We start from the raw sequence: 17,954 nt of genomic DNA on the forward strand, positions 1-17,954 counted from the left end.
CTCCTTGGCCCTAATATTCCGCACTCACCTTGTGCCCTTCGCAGACCTCCTCCACACGGTCCTCAATAAGCTGACCGTTCCTCCAGACACGCTTGCGCACCTTACGGCACTCGGTCCGGGTCCGCGGATCATAGTAGGCTCCGGAAACCGGCTCCGCCCGCACCACCTCGCCCGCCTGCGTCCGATAGGTCACAGGGCGCCCGGTCCGTGCAGCCTGAAGCTCGGCCTGCCTCGAAACGTGCGCAAGACCACCACCGAGAACCGCTCCCGCCGCCGCACCGATGGCCGCCCCGCGCCAGGGATTGTCCTTGTCGATGAGGGCTCCGAGACCCGCTCCCACCACCGCTCCGAGACCGGCTCCCTTCGCTTCAGGTGAAGCCTGCTGCACCGTCGAAACACAGGCCGAAAGAAGCAACACCAGCACAATCCCCAAAATGCCCAGGCGTTTCATCATGGCCGCACCCCCTTTCTGTAAAAGTGTGTGACCCTCCGTTGACGCCGTTTCCCGTCCGAAAACGGCGCCTCCTCCACGACCCTCCTGATTCCCTCCACCGCCGCAACCGGAACCCCCATCCGCTCCGCTACACGAACAAGCTCCCTCAAATGAGATGCCCGCACGCGCCTCGGCTTCCCCGCGTAGCGCTCCCGCACCGCCTTGTCCCGCCATTCCCGAAGCACCCGCACGTCCACCCCCGCCCCTCCGCGCCGTCTCCGTCTCCGGCCAGAGCACGTCCTCAAGCCAGTCGGAAAGCCTCCGGTTCCGCGGACCCGCCAGGAGGTCCCGATACCACTGCGTAATCACCGCTACAGCGAGGTTCTCCTCGGGAAGGGAAGGCTTCGTGCGAAAGAAGTCCTTGAAGGAACTTTCAAGCTCAATCATGACCCTTCCTCCCCGTCGTCCTCAACCCAAATTAAGAGAAATCTCCACCGTCTCCTCCCTGACCCTTTTCGCCCCACCGCGAGACGGACGAACCGGAAGGTCCCGCAAATTCGCCCTCCTCTCAAACCAGTCCTCCGCCCGGTTCGCCCCCAAATACCGCTCCTCCTTCGTCCCCACAAGTATGTACGCCTTCTTCAGCTCCTTGGGCGTTATCTCCACCATGTCTATCGCCCGCCTGACCACATCGAAGTGCAACGCCACCCGCTCCCGACCCAGCGCCTCCGTCACCTCCCACGGCTCAATCCCGCCCCTTCCCGAAAAAATCCTCTCCCGAAAGGACCGCCACATCTCCACATCCCCGTCGCACAGCCACGTGAGATACTCCTGCAACTCCGTAATGAACCCCGGCGGCCCCGTGTTCGCCCACACAATCAGCGCCACCAAATCCGCCCCATCGTGAAACATCTCCCCCCGTCCATCCGGCCTCTCGTACCGCTCATACCAGAGACGCGTCATGATCAAATACGGAACCACCCCCCGCAACCACTTGATGGCCAACACCTCAAGCCTCCCGAACTCCTCCCACAACGCAAAAGGCGAATACCGAGGAAACAACATGTCCCTCAAAACCATCTGCGCCTTCGCATAGAGGGGATGAAAATCCGCATCAATCGGCGCACCACGCTCGTCCACCGCCGTCACCCGAACCGGCGGCGACGCAAACAACACCCCCTTTTCATAACGCCCCTGCCCCTCCCTCCGCTCCGGTTCGTCCCTCCTCCCGAAAAACCTCTTGAGATCAATGCCCATGGCTCACCCCCTCAAAGGTGTTTCCTCACCCCTTAGCATAACAAAATCGCCTGCCCGAACTTCGTTCCGATCAGCGACAGGACACCATGACGGCGATCTTGAGGTGGTCCGCCGAAGCGGCACCGTTCAAAAATCCTTCCCATTCGTCGGTCGCGGGAACCGACCCGTAGCAGTAAGTCTGGTAATCCGCACCCGACACGCAGTAGTACCCCCAGACCGCCCACTCGTAATACGAAGAAGGCGAACTCGTCGCCTCCGCCCACGCCTCGCTACCCTTGAGCGAGTAAGCCGTAGTCACCTTCGCCACCGCCGCCTCCACCCGCACCCGATCCCGACTCACCCTTTCCCCGCAGTACACGTAAATCCGCGCCGGTCGGTTCAACCCCGAATCGACGAAGTACGGCGAACCGTCACTGTGCCCGGTGGCACTGACGAAAGCATCCCAGTCGCGGTACACCCGCACATCGGCATGCGCTATGGGTAGCGTTCCGCTCCAAGGCACCGCCGAAACCGTGAAAACCGCCGAACGCACGACCCTCGGAAGATCAGCCCAGCTCCGTCCCGACGGCAACCTGTCTCTGGCATACCCCCCGGAATCCGCCGCCCGGACCACCGCCGCCAACCCCAAAAACACCGTCCAGACAATCACCGGAATAATCACCGGGATGATCGCCAAAATTCGTTTCATGGTGACACCTCCCTGCTTCTTTTTCTCACCCTTCCGTAAAAGAGCACGATTCGCCGCCGCTATACAAACGATGCGGGAGGTTGTCCATGACCCTGGAAGAACTCATGAAAATCGTCCTGACCGACCTAGGATACGCGGAACGCCGCGAACAGATACAGGCGGCCCACTTTCTGACGGTTCCCTGCTGCCGTTCCGAGAACCCTCCCGACAAAAACGCCGCCTTTCCGCTTCGCTTCGACAGCGCCGTGGAAGCCGGAACCGGTGTGGGAAAAACCCTGGCCTACCTGATACCCGCTCTGGGAGCACGCTTCGGGCTTCTCGATGAAACCGTGTGGCTCGATCCCGACCATCCGCGCCTCATCCCCCGCATGTTCGACCTGGACAGGGAAACGGCTCTGGGTCGCATCCCGGAAAACGAAACCCCATCCGCCGTGCGCATGAGAATCTTCCAGCCGCGTCAGATCTTCGTCTTCACCGCCACTAAAATGCTCCAGGACCAAATCCTGAACCACGAACTGCCCCGCCTGCAGCGCATCTTCCAAGAACGCTTCAACGTTCACTTCACCTATGCAAAGCTCGTGGGACGCAAAAACTACCTGTGTCGCGCCCGCATGCGACGTTTCGTCGAGGAAGCCCGTAAAACCCCGCAGCTTTTCGCCGAGCTCGACACTCTGCGCCGCACCCTGGAAACAATCCTCGCACAACCCGACACGCAAACCCTGGAGGAAGCCGAGGCTCACCTCCGTTCACGCAACCTCAAACAGGAAGCCGCAGCCCTGAAGGACCTCGCGGACGACGACCAGGCCCCCATTTTCCCCCCTTCCTCCTCCTCCGACTGCGGTGGCAAACCGGAATGCCAGAAATGTCGATACCATCAGGAAATCAAGCAGAGCGCCATCGCCGACGTGGTGGTGGGCAACCATTACGTTTTCGCCTATCGGTTTCTTTTCCCCTTGATGCGCGATCCCGAAAAGCCGGCCCGAACCGACTCCGAAGACTCCGCGCGCCGGCTTCAAGCCCTGCGTGCCTTCCAGGAAGACATGATGGAAAGCCTTGTCATTTTCGACGAGGCGCACTACCTGGAAAAAGCCATAGCGAGGCTCTTCACGCGCGAAATCTCCCTCAAGCAGCTTGCGGCGGATGCCGAAACGCTTGAGAAGCGTCTTGACGCCCTGAGCGGTTCCTACGCTTCCTCCCTCAAGCACCTTGCGGCCGCCCAACCGGAAATCGCCGAAGCGAGACAACGGTTTCTCGAAACAATGACGCTTTTCACCGCGGAGCTGCGCGGCCTTCGCCACGACGACTGGCAAAACTGGCTCAAGATCGTCCGAGGCGAAATCCCCGAAAAGCTTCCCGTCTGGGAAACGTTTTGCAGCTGTCTGGGCGACCGCTTGGACGAACTCGTCCGTCTATCCAACGAACTGAAAGTCGCCTGGCATGAGATACAACGACAGATACGAACCAAAACCACCGCGTCGCTTTCCGTTCTGGAGCGCCAGATCGAGCTTTTCTTCGAGCACACCCCGGCCTGGCGGCGCTTGCAGCGTTCTCTCCAATACTGGTCCGCCATTCAACGCCTCACCAACGCCCCGGACAAACAAACGGAAAATTACGCGGTGGATTTTTCGGCCACCCGACTGGCCCTTGTGCCCATTCGGGTGGCTCACGTGTTGCAGCAATCCTCACGCTGGCAACAGCTCCCCAAAAGCTTTGTTTCCGCTACCCTGTCGGACGGACGACGCCATCAGCCCTTCCGCTTCTTCGTGAAGTCCCTCGGGCTGGACGAAAACCGGGTGCTTTCGGTGCGACTCGCTTCGCCTTTCCCATACGCCGAGTGCGCCGTGCTTTATGTGCCGCAGGACGCCCCCGATCCCTCCGCGGATGAGGAAGCCTGGAAGATATGGATGCTCGAAGAAGCGGAACGCCTCGTTCGGCTCACCAGGGGAGGCGCTTTGATCCTCGCCTCCTCCTGGAAGGACTTGGAAATTCTCGCCGAACACCTCAAGAAAACCCTGGGGAAGTCCCTGCCCATCCTGGTGCAGGGCGAACGGACCAGCGCTTCCATCCGACAGGAGTTCCTTCGCTCCGACCGCGTGGTGGCCATCGGCACGGAAACCTTCTGGCAGGGGTTCGACGTGCCGGGTCTGAACCTGCGCCAGGTGATCATCACCCGTCTGCCCTTCATGCCGCCCGACGACCCGATCGTGCGCAAGCTGATCGAAAACGAACGCCGCCGCTTGCAGGCTCGGTCCGGCGTGGCAAGCGCCCTTCTCGACGACGAAAAAATCTCCCTCAAAATCTTCAGCGAATTCCAGCTGCCGCGGGCCGTGCTCCTCTTCAAACAGGGGTTCGGACGACTCATCCGTACCGAGCAGGACCGCGGCGTGGTGAGCGTGCTCGACCCGCGCATCCTGACCCGCCGCTACGGACAAAGATTCCTGGACGTCCTGCCCGGCGAACTCCCCCTGGCCGTTTCTTTTGAGGAACTGAAACAGGACGTGCAACGCCTCTTCCCAACCCTTTCCAAAACGAGAAGAATGACGGGGAGGCTTGAACCATGGGAGAAATCGTGACGAGCAAACCCTTCAAGGTGAAGGCCGACGAGGTGAACGTACTGGCGCGCCTGGTGCGTGCCATCTCTCAACAGGAAGGTGTGCGCAATGTCTTCGTGCACCTGGAAGACGTAAGCCGCAACGGAAACAGGAATCCCGTGATCACGGTGCGACTGGTCTCTTTCTACCCGGAAAGCGATCACCTTAGACAGGCCACAGAACGACTCATAAAGAAAATCGTTCACCGTTTCGTCGAAACTCGAAAACCGCGCCTCCGCCGCACCGTCGAACTCGGAAGATGAAGCACATACAGCAACACGGTGCAAGCTTCGTTCCGCGTGCCATTCTTCTGCTGGTGCTCATAGTGTGGTTGCTTGCTCCGTTTCTTCCCGGAGAATCGTGGGCTTTTAGGTGTCCCTTCTGGGTGAAGGTGAAAAGTGTTTCCGGGGGTGCAGCCTCTAAGATCGCTCGTCAGGTGCTGATTCGCTTCCGCGAACTGTGGCGCGAAAAAGCCGAGTTCTTTCTGCGCCAATGGCTGGAAAAAGAAGCGCCCTTTTTTGCCAACCTGTGGGAGCACTACCAGATGCTTCCTCCGACCTTTCGCGTCCCCTTGAACGTGACCGAAGCCCGCGCACCCGATGCCGAAGTGCGGTGGCGCAACCTCCTCACCCGCGCGGAAACCGAAGCCTCCCGGCTGAACCTCGGAGGCTGGTCGGATTCCTTCGATGCGGATCCCCTCCCCGGCTACGCATCGTCCTCCTCGTCATCCGGCCTCCGTGCCTTCGTCGAAGACGCTCAAGCGGGACGCATCGACTACCGCCGCCTGATCGTCGAAGTGCTGCCCGCCCCCCCTGAAACGAAAAACTCTTCCCGCGAAGCCGTGGAACACCACCTGCGGGAGATCGCCCTTCTGCTGGGTCCCACACCGGCCGACCCGCGTCTCCTGTCAACCGATCTTCCCGCTCCGGAAAGAACCTACGCCCTCCGCATCGCTCAACGGATACGCATGCTGCGTGAAACGGTTCGGGACACCTGGCACCGAGCCACGGAAGACGCCCTCTGGAGCCGTCAAACCCGCAAGTGGCTCGAAAACCTCCATCCCGGCAATGACCCACACTACGCTTACACCCAAGCCGCCAAGGAAATCCGCGAGCTTGAAAAACTCTCAATTCAACTCGAACGACGACTCCTCCAGGAGGAAGCCCTGACGTTGCGTCTGCAAGCCCTGAAAGTTCTACAGGAGGTTCACGATGAGGAAACGGATCTGGTTTCCGTTTTCAGAAAGCGTTAAAACCCGTGCGGTTCTTGCAGCAGCGGTCGGATTGCTCGTTCTCGGCAGCGGTGTCGGACTCTGCGGGTCGACAACGGAGATCTCCCCCCTCTTTCTTTCCCACGCAGCCAATCACGACCTTAAAGCGGCCAGAGAGAAAACCGTGGAGAATATAGCCCTGCTGACCGTCCGCCTCCGCGCCATGGCCCTGGAAAACATAAACCTGGCCCTCACGATACTGCGACACGTGCAAAAAGATTCCGCTGACCTGAGCTCAATCTTCAGAACAACGCGAACAGAACCGCCGCAAAGGAACCCCGCATATGCGACGGACTGAACGCATTGTCGTCATCATGGCGATACTGATTTTGGTGTTTCGGGTTTCCGGCGCACGGGCCCTCTGGCCCATAGGCGCGCTTGTCGTTAAGGAAGCCGCGGCACGGATCATCGCTCATTACATCCGTGAAGAGCTCCAGCGTCGTCTATGGGAAGCCTTGGAAAAAAAGTTCTGGGAAACCCTGGAGCACCGATCACCATTGCTGGCCGAGGAAGCACAGCGCTTGGGAGTCACGCCGGATCCGCGTTCCTGGGGACGTGCCATGCGCCTTCTGGCCGCCCGCGGTTTCGTCTCCCGGTGGGACCTTCACGCCGGACTGTGGCGGCTCTTCGAGGTGGAAACCCGTTTGCAACCCGCCGAACGAGCGCACCCGGTCGTCGTCAACCTCCCCCCGACACGATACAACCCTCCCGAGATGCTTCACCGGGGAAGTCCCTTCGGGGAAACCGTCCTTCGCATCGAACGCGGACTGGCGAACCGAGGTGCCTGGGCGAAAGCGGCCCTTCGATTCAGCAACAGCACGCTGGCCGTTATCCGGGATGACGGAGGTTCACCGTGAAAAGATACGGCGCAAAATTGCTGACGGTAATCTGGATCGTTTTGTTCTGTGTGATCGGATCGTTTCGGGTCGCCTGCGGTGCAAGCGTGGGTTTCAACGACATCAAGGAAACCGCCGCCCGGCTCATCGCACAGCGCATTGAGGAGGAGATCCGCGACCGTCTGTGGCGCGCGGTGGAAAAACCCTTCTGGGAAAACCTCTGGCGGTTGCGCAAACGCTTTTTTGAAAACCTGTGGCGACGCTATCTGGAGGAAGCGGCCCCCACCATCGCGCTAACGAATGCCCTCCGAGGAACCCTCCCCGCGGAAAACCGCGTTGATCCCGAAACCCTTCTGGCGACGATCCTTTCGTCTCCTCCCGCTCAAGGGAACGACACGGCGATCACCGCAACCGCGAACGAAACACAAATGACGACACCCGAATGGACCGTGAAACAGGCACGGCTTGCCGGAGGAATTCCCCTGACGCCGCTTGAAGCACTCTCCGGCAAACCCTTCCCGATAGCCTCTCAAACGGCTCTCGCTTATCTCCGCATCGAGTACAAACGAAAACTGGCGATTTGGGCACTGGAGACCGCTCGCCGTGATCTGGTGTTCGTGCACGAAATCGAAAAACACCTGAACGACCTCAAAGCACCCCCAGAAAACTACTCGTACGGTCAAGCCCTCAAAGACCTGGTAAGGCTCAAACAGCTCGAAGCGATCATACGCGCGCGCATGCTGGAGGAATCCTCGTTGCGTTCGCGTCTCGAAGTCCTCGAACTTGTCCACTTCATTCATCAGCAGGAGGCGGATCTCGCTTCCGTACTGCGGCTACCCTCCGCCCTCCCGGAACAAAACGTCTCCCGCGGGAACCGATGATGACCGAAAACCTGACCTCCGAAGAGCGTCGCCTTCGCACCCGACAACTTCTTACGGATTACTTCCGCCTCAAGCGAGCCATACTGCGCCGGGTTCTCCTCAATCATCCTGAGACCTTCAGGGAGACCTTCGAAGCTTTCCTGCTCCGGTTCCGAGGAACCACACTTCCGGGAAACCGTAAAAAATCCCTTCGAACCGTGGAAACCCAATGGCGGGAACTCGTACGGGAAGCGCGGGAAGTCCGAAATGCGGCAACCTGGCGTCGAGCACTTGCCCGTCGCAACCGACTGGCCGGAACCCTGATCGAGCTGGGTTTCCCGCTGGAAGACCTCAAACCCTTCATGACTCCGGCCGAGTGGAACGAAGGCCGTCGTCTCCGCAACGCCATCTTCGAACTCAATCTGCCTCTTGCACGTCACGTTTTGAGTCGCTGGAAACAGGTTTTCCCCCACGAAGAAACCGAAGACCTGCAACAGGTGGCCGCGGAAGCGCTCCTCAAAGCCATCGATCACGTGGTCCCCAGCAAAGCCCACAAGTTCGCAACATACGTCTTCAGAGCCGTCTGGACGGCTCTGAAACGCTTCCAAGAGATCGAAACCCGCCATGTCGAAAACCGGGTTTCCCCAGACCTCCGTGCCGCTCGCCTCAGAGATTCCGGGCTCGACGAGGAAGACGCCTGCCTGCTGTCGGACGTGGAGCATCTGTCCGATCGGCGCGACGGCGATCCCGAACACCGGCTCATCATCCGAGAAATCCTGGAGGAAAAAATCTCCGAAACACGCTGCCCGGTCGCTCAGAAGTCCAGATCGCAGCAGAGGTCGTCCAGGGGATCCACCGTTTCCCTTGGGCAGGGTTTCTGAGGAGGTTTCTCCCTCAGGATGCGGGGAGGTTCCATGCGGAACCCTTCCCGACGAAGATCCTCCAGATAAGAGTTCAGATCATCATCCCACTCGTCGGGCACGTTGACGCACGACCGGGCGATCTCGGCCGTTAGAAACCCGGCGGCCACGAAGCGGGCCAGGCAATCCGCCATGCGCCTGCGCTTCCACCTCATCCGCTCCCGCACCCTGCGGCGATCCTCCGACCACAGATCGTCGCGCGCTCCCCGGTCCACTTCGAGAAACTCCCAGGCCAGCACCCGACGTCCCCACCGGGTGGGCACCAGAGTCTGCGCCAGAGCACCCCGCCACACCTCGATCAACCTTTCCCGCACCGCTTGCCGGTCTCTCACGTCGAAAAAACCCTCCAAACGCTCCATCACGCCGTCCGCCGTGGAAGCGTGCGCCGTGGCCAGAACCAGATGCCCCGTCTCCGCGGCGGCCAGCAAAGCCAGAGCCGTTTCCGCATCCCGCACCTCGCCCACCATGATCACGTCCGGGTCCTGCCGCATGGCCGCCCGTAAACCGTCCCGAAAACTCCGCGTGTCCCACCCCACCTCCCTCTGGCTGATCAACCCCATCCCTGAAGGGATCTCGTACTCTATGGGGTCCTCAAGGGTGATCGCCCGAATGGGCCGCCGAGCCAGCAGGTGACGCAAAACCGCGGCCAGCGTCGTGGACTTTCCCGAACCGGTGGGACCGGCCACAAAAATCACCCCGGCGCGTACGTTTTCCACCAGCCTGAGAAAGTCTTCAGGCAACCCCAAATCCGATGGACTGAACTCAATGGCCTTCAAGCGCCGCACGGTAATGAAAAGATTGCGTCCCGCCAACGCCGCGTTAACCCGAAACCGCCTCCGCGTCCCCGCCACCGGCAACTCCACCGAAAAATCCGCCTCCACTCCCTCCTGCAACCGAAACAGCACGTCCGATTCGCGCTTGAGAAGATAGTCCACCAGCAACCGCCGACACAGATCCGCCGTCACCGGACGATCCCCCAAAGGCGTCAAGACACCCTCAATGCGAAGCATGGGGGGATGCCCCGGTTGCACATGCAAATCGCTGGCATCCGTCTCCTCGAAAACCCGAAACAGGTCCTCCCCGAACGTCTCAGGCCGCAGAACGAAAGGCAACACGCGCCGGGGTCCCTCACTCACGGCACACCTCCACCGAATACGTGCACGGAACGTCTCTTAAGGTCCCGTTGGCCACCGGTCTTTCGTAATCCCGAAGAACAAAAACCCCTTGAATGTTTTCGCCCCGCAGAGCCCGCCAGAAAACGTCCACCGCCCGTTTGAGGCATTCCTCGCCGGACTCCCGTTTCTTTGCGGGAGGGGCGTTCCCGGATGAACAACCCGCGCGACCCGCCACGAGCCGCACCTCATCGTCGCTCAAACGCCCCGCAAACCGTACCCGACGATCCTCGGTCTGAAGAACCGCCGCAAGCCGCATCAGCCCGGACCCGCGATTTTCCCTCTCAAGAACGAACCTCAAAGCGGGAAGAACTTCGCCCCAAAGGGCGTTTCCTCTGACGACATTAGCTTCCACCCGAATGCGTTGAGCACCGATGGTTACCGTCAACCCTTTCACTAGAACCACCGGTTCTCCGGCACAGAGAATCCGTCCGCGCTTCCAGTAAACCTCCGCACGCCTGAAATGCACGATCACCCGATCGGGATCTCCGGACAAATCCGGACGGCACGCCTCACCGAGAACCAAATGCACCGCATCGGTCAAAGCCCGATGCGCCGTGAGCACCGTTCGATCCCGGACGAACCACCGCACCGCGACGATCACCGCGATGACCATCGCCGAGACGACAACCACAGCCGCCGTCAACGCCTTGTCAAACGAGATCCTTCTCGCCATCGAAAATGAGGTTCGCCCGGAAGGCTTCCTCCAGCACGCGGGCCGCGTACGAGTACCGCTGTGCGCCCAAGTAGTCACAAAGGGCCAACCGTATGTTGCGTCTTCGCCGCAGGGCCTCCTCCAGGATGAACATCCCCAAACGCAGATTGAGATACGGATCCATCAGCTCTTCGGGACTTTTCAGTCCCAACCGCGGTCCCCAGTACGGAAAGTGAATCTGCATAAGCCCCACGGCACCCGCCGGGGAAACCGCCCGCGGGTTCCAGTCGCTCTCCACCTTGCAAATCGCCGCCGCCAGCGCCCCCCAAAACCGCACACTCTTCCACCGACTGAAACGCACATGATCCATCACCGCCCGCGCAAAAACATCCCCCAACCGCTCATCTCCCGCCAACATCCGCAGCTTTTCCTCCGCTTCCCTCTTACCACCGAAAAAGGAACACGAAAACAGAGCACGAAACGTGTCCGTCAGAAATTGACGCCTGGTCATTTTCTTCTACCGGTTTTCCGAAGTTGGAACAGGCGACGACGGGGTCAGACGCAGCGATTGCGCCGCTCGGTCCAGAATTTCACGCGTTCTCTCCCCGGTTCGGTTTTCCGGAAAAGTCCCGTTTCCCGCATTCCCGACCGACTGACGCCCGACCGACCGACGCGACTCCGCCGCACTGCCGCCGTTCAAGCGACCCTCCAGGGCCGCAAGCCTTCTGTCCAGCAGCTCCAGCTCTTCGGCCACAGCCGCAAGCTCAGCCTGCCGCGCCTCCAGATCCTTAACCTTGCGCTGTAGCTTCTCAAAGGCCTCAGCATCAATGAGACGCTTCCCGCCCGCGGTCTTCTCCAGAACCGCCAACCTTCGCTTGAGCTCCATCAACGTCTTCCGTGTCTTCTCTCGCTCGCTCTCCAAACGCTTCCTTAAGCGCTGCACGTTTTCCTCAAGATGCGCAATCCGAAGGTTTTGCTCATCCGCCTCCGTTGCCTTCGCTTCAAGCATGAGCACCCGACGCCCCAATCGATACAGAATCTCCTCGTCGTCCCTCAAGCGATCCAGACTCCCCGAAACGTCCTCCGTCATGCCTTCCAGGGTGTCCAGGCGCTTCTTGACGTCCCGCATGTCCCGTGCGAAAAGCGTCTGCTGCGCTTCCACCGCCGCAAGCCTCCGGTACAGATCCGGCGAAGGCCCGCAGGCCGCAAGCAACACCAACAGCACCAAAACTCCTCCCGCTTTACGCATGATTGACCCCCTCGACAGCGTTTTGTACTTTCACGATTCCCTCCGCTTGAAGCCTGCGCACGCATTCCTCGAAGAAAATCACCCGCGGATCCGCAGCCCGCGCCGTCTCCATGGCCGAACGCAGTTGCCCGAACCGTCCCTCCCGTATGTTGTTCGCAATGCCGCCCGTGACCACCATCACCTCATACGCCGGAACCACCCCGCGCCCGTCCGCTCTCGGCAACAGCCTCTGACAAATCACCACCCTCAAACAGGAAGCCAGCATGGCCCGAATCAACCCCTGCTCCCCTCCGGGAAACACCGACACGATCCGCTCAACCGTTTCGACCGCCGTGTTCGTGTGTAGCGTGGAAAACACCAGGTGACCGGTCTCCGCCGCGTGCAAAGCCAACCGCATGGTCTCCAGATCCCGCATCTCCCCCACCATGATCACGTCCGGGTCCTGCCGAAGCACCGCGCGCAACGCCTCCGCAAACCCCGAAGTATCCCGCCCCACCTCCCGCTGATGCACCTCCGCCTGTTCGTTCCCGTGAAACAGGTACTCGATGGGATCCTCGATGGTGACATAGTGACCCGGACGGACCCGCAGGGCGTGCGACAGCAACATGGCCAGGGTGGTGGACTTGCCCGATCCGGTCGGCCCCGTCACCAGCACCAGACCGTGCGAGAAATGCACGAAATCCAGAAAAAACTCCGGCAACCCCAGCTTCTGCGGGGATTCCACCGCTTCCCTCAAACGCCTGAAGGCCGCACACAGCTCCTGCCGCCCGCGGGCCAGATACAGGTTCCCCCGGAACCGGGTCCCTCCGGACGTCACTAAAGCGAAATCCTTGGCACCCGTGCTCTTGAAATCCATGCGTCCGTTGGCGTCAAGCAAACCGAGCAACCCCCGCACTAGGTCCGTCCGCCACCGTTCAACCTCCGCCAGCACCTCCGAAGGATGCTCCGGATCGTTCGCTCCAGATTCCTTCCCGGAAACCGCACGAAACTCGCCACCGCCGCGTACGTAAAGCCGCGGCTCCCAGGGACGACCAAGCGGAACCGTAAGATGCACGTCCGATACGTCCAGGCTGCGCACGCATGCATCCAACAGCCGCAACACCGCAGCCGTCTCCGCCGGGACCTCAAACGTTGAATCCCTCCTCTCGTGCAGTTCATTTTCCGTCATCGGACGCCCTCCCTTGAGGGATTTCGGAAACCCTTAAAAAGAAAAAAGGGAGAAGGCCTGGAAGCCCTCTCCCTTCGGGTTGACCTCTCCGAACAGGATCGAGACTGAAGCTTAACCGTGATCGTTGGAAACGCGCACGCGTCCCCGTCTCGCCGAGGACACCGTGCGCCGCACCGTCGCCTGCTGCGCCTGAACCGTGCTCCGTGCTGTCGTCTGCTGCGTTGCTCCCTGCGCCTGCCGCGGACCCTGCGGCTGCATCTCCTCGCCTCCGACCGCCGCCTCCGGTTCCTCCGGTCCGACCTCCGGTTCGACAACGTCCCCCGGCTCGGAAGCAACGGCCTCCGGCTCCGCTCCGGCAGGAGCATAACCTTCATCTACCTCCGCATTCGCGGAAACCGCGGCCTCCTGCTCGCGACGACGCCGCATCTCCATCTGCCGCTCAAGCTCCCTCACCGCATCCGCCTCCCGCACCAGGTTCGCTATGTCCCGCAAACGCAGCTCAAGAGCCTCCAGCAACAAAGGATCCACCGGGAAGGAAATGGTCTTCGCCTCGGAAGGCGCCTTCGCCCCCGGAGCATACACCTTCCGAGACCCGAACAGAATCAACGCCTCCCGCGGCTCCTTCACCACCGCTCCCGACTGATCCCGCACCTCCACCTCGTAAGTCTTGAACTGAACCCCCAGCGTCTGCACCACCTGCGTCCCGTCCTCAAGCTCCTGCACGTGCGGAAGAAGCAACCGGTCCTCATACCCACCCCGTCCCATGTTCACCCAAGCCAAGTACCCCCTCAGCGCCTCCTCACCCTGTTCACGGTAAATCCGTAACACCTGCGCCAGCGCCAACAGCTCATGATCCTCCGGAGATATCACAATCCGAGCCGTCTCACCCTCCTGCGCCTCCCGATCCAGAAACGTCACATAAGCCCTGCCCTGCTTCTGCGAAAACTCTACCTGAAACCCCGACTTCTTGGTGAAAAACATCCTGTAACGCTTGTCTTCGGGCATGCTCGCCATAACCACACCTCCTTCACCGTTTTTTTTGACGAACGACAAAAGAACCCCGTCTTCGACCGGAAACCTTGATTTTTTTTCGTGGACGGTCAGAAACGGTCAGATGCCGACGGGAGAGAGACGCAAACGCTCGGAGGCCTTCGGCAGGCGTTGCACGTCAAGGCGACCCCGGCTCCCCTCGCGCAGAGTCTCCACCATCTCCGCCAATCCGAGCCGACCTTCTTCATACTCCTCAAGCATCCTCTCCAGGTGCGCCGAGAGGTTCATCCCCAGCCAGGGTTCCCGGTCCCGCACCCACTCCAGCAAAACCGTCCCCGGCTCCCGCACCTCGAATCGGTCCTCGCTCACGTATCCCTTTTCACAGAGACTCGCAAGAATCGGAACATACGTCGAAGGCGCTCCCACACCCCTCTCGTCCACAAGCCTCATAAAATCCTCAAACACCCACCCGGCATCCTTCGATAGAATCAACGCCCCTCCCGCCCACACCTCAATATCCCTGTCCTCCCGGATCGCCCGCGTCAAAACCTCCTCAAACCGCCGGTTCTCCTCGGATCCGTCCAGCGCAATCGTCGTCCTCTCCCGCGAACCGTCCGACCATGTGATCTCCACCTCGTACCGCCGCTCCCCCCACACCGCCCTCTCCACGAACATCCGATACAACCGTTCATACGCCGCAATCAGCTCAGACATTTCTTCCTTCTTCTCTTCCTTCTTCTTTTCTTCCGTTTCCGCCTCGGCCTTGAGAAGCCTGGCCACATCGTCCACGGCCAGCGCCATCGCCGGACGCAACCCTTCGTGCGCGAATCCGTCCTCGCGGGGAACCGCTTCCGCAGGCAACAACCCCTCGAACACCGCCACCGCCTTGATCGTTTCCACCCCTTCGGGGGAAAACTCCTCACTGCGCGTGCGAGGATACGAAGCCAACCCCTTCTCGTACAGCCGCTGCAGGCTCCGGTAAGACCTCAAAGCCTGCCGCACACCCGCTCGCCTGCCCGTGCTTCCCAGAAATCGGGCCAGCTTCGTGCCCTGTGCCCTACGAACGCGGTCCACACCCAACACCCGCATGCGCCCCCATCCCTGTCCGTCCAAGCGAACAACCGCACCGACCGCGCCCGCAAACCCCCGCGCCGCCACGAGCAGCTTCGACCCCTCAACGTCCCCCCGACGCAAACCGTCCAGCAGATCCAGAAACGCCATCTTCACCCGTCCCACCGCGGGATGCCCCCATTCCCTGCGCCAACCGTACCGAATCAACTCCGCCGCAGCCCGCCTGGAAAACTCCCAACCAATCAAACGATCCACCAACCGACGCAAGGTTTCCGCCTCCGCCCGGTGGCGATCCGGTTCCTCCACCATGCGTTCACAGGCCCGCTGCACCGCTCTCTCCTCCAAAACGCTCGCACGCACGCGCCGCATTTCCCCTCGTGCCCCGACTCTCCTCGCCAGATCCCACACGTGCATCGCCGTCAGCTCCCCCATGCGATCCGCATCCGTGACCACCAGGATCAAGTCGCCCGCCTCGGTTCGCTGCAACGCCCTGGCCAGAAACCCCAACCGCCGCCTTGACACCGGCGTCCACTCCGGCTCCCCGTTCTCACTGATCCCCAACCGGTTTCCGGGAAGATCGTAAAGAGCACCCCCCGTAGCCAGGACCACAACCTCGCGGTCCCCGAAAACCTCCCGAAACACCCGACGCGCTACGGCAATCTTCCCGAAAGCCTCAACTATTACCACCAAACGACCCCGACCCCTCACCGCATCCCTCCATCAGGTCACGCACAAAATCCAAACGCGACTTCGTGAGCACCCGCCAACCGTCCTGATGAGCCACCTTCGGCTCGAACGGATGAGGCGTCATCGCCACCACTAGGTCAAGCACATTCCCCTCCGTCCCACGGGGACGTCCCACGAAAACCACACCGCTTCGTCCCCTGAACGGCGCCTTGGTCTCCAACCACCACGCCAACATCCGCCGCACGTCGTTTCCCTCGAAACCCTCCGGCGTCCCTCCCGTAAACCTCACCCACCAACAGTAAGCCACCCGTTCCACCGGTCGCCCCCGACCCGCAGCAGCAAAACTTCCCACCATCAGCCACCTCTTCCACACCTCTTCCAGATCGTCCAGAAACTGCGCAAAAGCCTCCGGCCCGGAAAGCCGTACCATGCTGTACGGCATCCTGAACCCGTAAACCTCCGCCTCCTCCACACGCCACAAAAACTCCTCCGCCAACCGCCTTAAATCCTCAACACTTCCCAAAAGCGTCAACCGACTACTCCGCACCTCCGCCACCCTGCCCCTCCTATCGGGAAAACTCGGAAACCATCCTGTTTTTCGCCACGGAATTTCTCTTCTCCCTCTTGGGATTCGAAGACGCAGCTTCCGTGCGACAACTCCAGTAGGAATAAACCCGCGACGTCAAACAGCGACGCACCACCTCCTTCTCTTCCTCCGAAAGGCCCTCGAACAACTGCCGATCAAATTCTTCCCGTTCAAATACCGTTCGCCACACCCGCACCCTCGGAAGCCTGACACAGTCGTTCGGCATAAGCATCCCTTTCTCCCAGAATTCATCCAGTATCCGCGTGAGCTCCCGCTTGGCTTCATCACGTTGCTTCTCAATGCGCTTCAATTCCTCATCAAGATGAGCAAATTGCTCGGCAAGCTCCTCAAGACGCCGATGCGTTTCCTCATCCGCCCCCAGATCCTCCGGCCTCACCTCGCGTCGTTCGCCTTCGTCTCTCTCCGCCGTCCGCTGCCGCTCCAGCAACCCTCCGAAAGTCCTTGCGCACGCCATCCGCGCTTCACAGAAACGACACTCCCGCAACTCATCACTAGTCAACCGCCGCACCTCCTTAAGTACTTCAACGAAGGCGTTCTCTCCGCCGGATTCACGCCACATCCGCACCGCCTGCCCCACATCCCGCAACCGACGCTCAAGACGCTCCAAAAACCGCGCCAGCACCACCGGCTCCGCCGATAAGCGACGCGCCCGACCCTCCCTCACAAGATGAGCCTCCACAAACCGCAAAGCGTCCTCCCCGGGCTCATACCGTAACCGCACCTCCAAAAACTCCGGACGGTTGCGATTCTTGTAAAACAACACGGCCTCCGCACCGCGTTCTTCGCTCAACCCCAACACCGCCGCATACAACCCCGCCTGCACCACATACCTCCGGCTCTCCCGGAAAAAAGGACCGAACCCCTTCTTCTCCAGAACCTGCGTCAACCTGTCAAAGTGTGCCCCCGATACCGCCTTGTGCTCGAACACCTCCGTTTCCCCCGTTTCCGGGTTGCGCAGAAGCGCATCCGCATGCCCGTGCAATACCGAAACCCCGCTCTCGAAACCAACCCCGCACACCGGACACCGTGCATACCCGCTTCCCGCAAGGAACAAAGCCGCATCCCCGGCATCCTCGATAAGCAAGTCAAGAGGTGCCTGAACTCCCACCACCTCCACTCCACCCTCTCTGAGCTGACGCAGAGTCAGGTCCTCGTGCGTCTCTCCGTCCTGCATGATACCCAACAATATGTCGTCCGGCTCAAACCGATACCGACCCGTCGCCTCCAGAAAAAGCTCCCGCTTGCAAGCCCCCGCATTCGAGGGCGAAAAATAAAAAGCCGCCCGTTCGCGGGGTTTCTCATCCCTCAAAACCTGCGCCCCGCGCCGCACAAATTCTCCGTAGCTTACCGTCATCGTTCATCCCTCCCTTCAAGAGGATCCCAATGAAGCGACTTCCGACCGCACAAACCGCGCCAATTGCTCGCCACACATCGCCACACGTACCACCACCGGCCCCTCATTGTCCGAAACAGCCCGCCGCACCCTCATTAACCGACGGG

General features: G+C 60.8%; 19 protein-coding genes. 7 read left to right on the forward strand and 12 right to left on the reverse strand.

Annotated features, from left to right (window positions below; all coding sequences use genetic code 11):
* Positions 1-10: 10 nt before the first annotated feature.
* From K3767_RS07100 to K3767_RS07110, 3 genes are all read right to left on the reverse strand, one after another.
* Positions 11-880, reverse strand: coding sequence for a YMGG-like glycine zipper-containing protein (locus tag K3767_RS07100; RefSeq protein ID WP_221172870.1), 870 nt, complete (start codon positions 878-880; stop codon positions 11-13).
* Positions 881-901: 21 nt separating this feature from the next.
* A complete protein-coding gene (locus K3767_RS07105) occupies positions 902-1,690 on the reverse strand; it encodes a hypothetical protein (protein ID WP_221172871.1) in 789 nt (262 codons plus the stop codon).
* A 70-nt stretch (positions 1,691-1,760) separates the two neighbouring features.
* Positions 1,761-2,378, reverse strand: coding sequence for a hypothetical protein (locus K3767_RS07110; RefSeq protein WP_221172872.1), 618 nt, complete (start codon positions 2,376-2,378; stop codon positions 1,761-1,763).
* Positions 2,379-2,464: 86 nt separating this feature from the next.
* Here K3767_RS07110 and K3767_RS07115 point away from each other — a divergent pair, with 86 nt between their 5' ends.
* The 7 genes from K3767_RS07115 to K3767_RS07145 are packed head-to-tail and all read left to right on the forward strand — an operon-like array spanning position 2,465 to position 8,816.
* Positions 2,465-4,951 carry an ATP-dependent DNA helicase gene (locus K3767_RS07115; RefSeq protein ID WP_221172873.1) on the forward strand — a complete coding sequence of 829 codons (2,487 nt, stop codon included), beginning with the start codon at positions 2,465-2,467 and terminating at the stop codon, positions 4,949-4,951.
* Positions 4,936-5,232 carry a hypothetical protein gene (locus K3767_RS07120; protein WP_221172874.1) on the forward strand — a complete coding sequence of 99 codons (297 nt, stop codon included), beginning with the start codon at positions 4,936-4,938 and terminating at the stop codon, positions 5,230-5,232. The genes K3767_RS07115 and K3767_RS07120 overlap by 16 nt, the downstream gene beginning before the upstream one ends.
* Positions 5,229-6,221: a hypothetical protein gene (locus K3767_RS07125; protein WP_221172875.1), complete on the forward strand. Its 993-nt coding sequence runs from the start codon at positions 5,229-5,231 to the stop codon at positions 6,219-6,221. The genes K3767_RS07120 and K3767_RS07125 overlap by 4 nt, the downstream gene beginning before the upstream one ends.
* Positions 6,181-6,537 (forward strand): hypothetical protein, encoded by a 357-nt coding sequence (locus K3767_RS07130; RefSeq protein ID WP_221172876.1) that lies wholly within the window; start codon positions 6,181-6,183, stop codon positions 6,535-6,537. Before K3767_RS07125 ends, K3767_RS07130 begins: the two co-directional genes overlap by 41 nt.
* Positions 6,524-7,096, forward strand: a complete 573-nt coding sequence (locus K3767_RS07135) for a hypothetical protein (RefSeq protein ID WP_221172877.1) — start codon at positions 6,524-6,526, stop codon at positions 7,094-7,096. The genes K3767_RS07130 and K3767_RS07135 overlap by 14 nt, the downstream gene beginning before the upstream one ends.
* Positions 7,093-7,956: a hypothetical protein gene (locus K3767_RS07140; RefSeq protein ID WP_221172878.1), complete on the forward strand. Its 864-nt coding sequence runs from the start codon at positions 7,093-7,095 to the stop codon at positions 7,954-7,956. The genes K3767_RS07135 and K3767_RS07140 overlap by 4 nt, the downstream gene beginning before the upstream one ends.
* Positions 7,956-8,816 (forward strand): sigma factor, encoded by an 861-nt coding sequence (locus K3767_RS07145; protein ID WP_221172879.1) that lies wholly within the window; start codon positions 7,956-7,958, stop codon positions 8,814-8,816. The genes K3767_RS07140 and K3767_RS07145 overlap by 1 nt, the downstream gene beginning before the upstream one ends.
* On the opposite strand, the gene K3767_RS07150 is transcribed toward K3767_RS07145, so the two are convergent.
* The 9 genes from K3767_RS07150 to K3767_RS07190 all read right to left on the reverse strand — a co-directional run bounded on the left by K3767_RS07150 (position 8,750) and on the right by K3767_RS07190 (position 17,808).
* Entirely contained in the window at positions 8,750-9,991 is a 1,242-nt protein-coding gene (locus K3767_RS07150) for a type IV pilus twitching motility protein PilT (protein WP_221172880.1), read from the reverse strand. The two genes, K3767_RS07145 and K3767_RS07150, sit on opposite strands and share 67 nt — an antisense overlap.
* Complete coding sequence (locus K3767_RS07155) at positions 9,984-10,703, reverse strand: hypothetical protein (protein ID WP_221172881.1); 720 nt, start codon at positions 10,701-10,703, stop codon at positions 9,984-9,986. The genes K3767_RS07150 and K3767_RS07155 overlap by 8 nt, the downstream gene beginning before the upstream one ends.
* Positions 10,681-11,100: a lytic transglycosylase domain-containing protein gene (locus K3767_RS07160; RefSeq protein WP_221172882.1), complete on the reverse strand. Its 420-nt coding sequence runs from the start codon at positions 11,098-11,100 to the stop codon at positions 10,681-10,683. Before K3767_RS07160 ends, K3767_RS07155 begins: the two co-directional genes overlap by 23 nt.
* A 99-nt stretch (positions 11,101-11,199) precedes the next feature.
* On the reverse strand, positions 11,200-11,931 hold the full coding sequence (locus tag K3767_RS07165) for a hypothetical protein (protein WP_221172883.1): 732 nt from the start codon (positions 11,929-11,931) through the stop codon (positions 11,200-11,202).
* On the reverse strand, positions 11,924-13,099 hold the full coding sequence (locus tag K3767_RS07170) for a type IV pilus twitching motility protein PilT (protein ID WP_221172884.1): 1,176 nt from the start codon (positions 13,097-13,099) through the stop codon (positions 11,924-11,926). Before K3767_RS07170 ends, K3767_RS07165 begins: the two co-directional genes overlap by 8 nt.
* 111 nt (positions 13,100-13,210) lie before the next feature.
* The gene (locus K3767_RS07175) at positions 13,211-14,113 is read right to left on the reverse strand and encodes a hypothetical protein (RefSeq protein ID WP_221172885.1); all 903 of its coding nucleotides are present in this window, start codon (positions 14,111-14,113) and stop codon (positions 13,211-13,213) included.
* A 96-nt stretch (positions 14,114-14,209) separates the two neighbouring features.
* Complete coding sequence (locus K3767_RS07180) at positions 14,210-15,868, reverse strand: DNA topoisomerase (protein WP_221172886.1); 1,659 nt, start codon at positions 15,866-15,868, stop codon at positions 14,210-14,212.
* Entirely contained in the window at positions 15,834-16,403 is a 570-nt protein-coding gene (locus K3767_RS07185) for a hypothetical protein (protein WP_221172887.1), read from the reverse strand. Before K3767_RS07185 ends, K3767_RS07180 begins: the two co-directional genes overlap by 35 nt.
* Before the next feature lie 10 nt (positions 16,404-16,413).
* Positions 16,414-17,808: a hypothetical protein gene (locus tag K3767_RS07190; protein WP_221172888.1), complete on the reverse strand. Its 1,395-nt coding sequence runs from the start codon at positions 17,806-17,808 to the stop codon at positions 16,414-16,416.
* Positions 17,809-17,954 lie beyond the last annotated feature (146 nt).

Origin of the sequence: Thermosulfurimonas sp. F29 (assembly GCF_019688735.1) — a bacterium.
Taxonomy (GTDB): Bacteria; Desulfobacterota; Thermodesulfobacteria; order Thermodesulfobacteriales; family Thermodesulfobacteriaceae; genus Thermosulfurimonas_A.

Excerpts from the sequence above, each read along its gene's own strand:
- K3767_RS07100 (WP_221172870.1), bottom strand. The coding sequence starts at position 880 with ATGATTGAGCTTGAAAGTTCCTTCAAGGACTTCTTTCGCACGAAGCCT.
- K3767_RS07105 (WP_221172871.1), bottom strand. The coding sequence starts at position 1,690 with ATGGGCATTGATCTCAAGAGGTTTTTCGGGAGGAGGGACGAACCGGAG.
- K3767_RS07110 (WP_221172872.1), bottom strand. The coding sequence starts at position 2,378 with ATGAAACGAATTTTGGCGATCATCCCGGTGATTATTCCGGTGATTGTC.
- K3767_RS07115 (WP_221172873.1), top strand. The coding sequence starts at position 2,465 with ATGACCCTGGAAGAACTCATGAAAATCGTCCTGACCGACCTAGGATAC.
- K3767_RS07120 (WP_221172874.1), top strand. The coding sequence starts at position 4,936 with ATGGGAGAAATCGTGACGAGCAAACCCTTCAAGGTGAAGGCCGACGAG.
- K3767_RS07125 (WP_221172875.1), top strand. The coding sequence starts at position 5,229 with ATGAAGCACATACAGCAACACGGTGCAAGCTTCGTTCCGCGTGCCATT.
- K3767_RS07130 (WP_221172876.1), top strand. The coding sequence starts at position 6,181 with ATGAGGAAACGGATCTGGTTTCCGTTTTCAGAAAGCGTTAAAACCCGT.
- K3767_RS07135 (WP_221172877.1), top strand. The coding sequence starts at position 6,524 with ATGCGACGGACTGAACGCATTGTCGTCATCATGGCGATACTGATTTTG.
- K3767_RS07145 (WP_221172879.1), top strand. The coding sequence starts at position 7,956 with ATGACCGAAAACCTGACCTCCGAAGAGCGTCGCCTTCGCACCCGACAA.
- K3767_RS07155 (WP_221172881.1), bottom strand. The coding sequence starts at position 10,703 with ATGGCGAGAAGGATCTCGTTTGACAAGGCGTTGACGGCGGCTGTGGTT.
- K3767_RS07160 (WP_221172882.1), bottom strand. The coding sequence starts at position 11,100 with ATGTTGGCGGGAGATGAGCGGTTGGGGGATGTTTTTGCGCGGGCGGTG.
- K3767_RS07165 (WP_221172883.1), bottom strand. The coding sequence starts at position 11,931 with ATGCGTAAAGCGGGAGGAGTTTTGGTGCTGTTGGTGTTGCTTGCGGCC.
- K3767_RS07170 (WP_221172884.1), bottom strand. The coding sequence starts at position 13,099 with ATGACGGAAAATGAACTGCACGAGAGGAGGGATTCAACGTTTGAGGTC.
- K3767_RS07175 (WP_221172885.1), bottom strand. The coding sequence starts at position 14,113 with ATGGCGAGCATGCCCGAAGACAAGCGTTACAGGATGTTTTTCACCAAG.
- K3767_RS07190 (WP_221172888.1), bottom strand. The coding sequence starts at position 17,808 with ATGACGGTAAGCTACGGAGAATTTGTGCGGCGCGGGGCGCAGGTTTTG.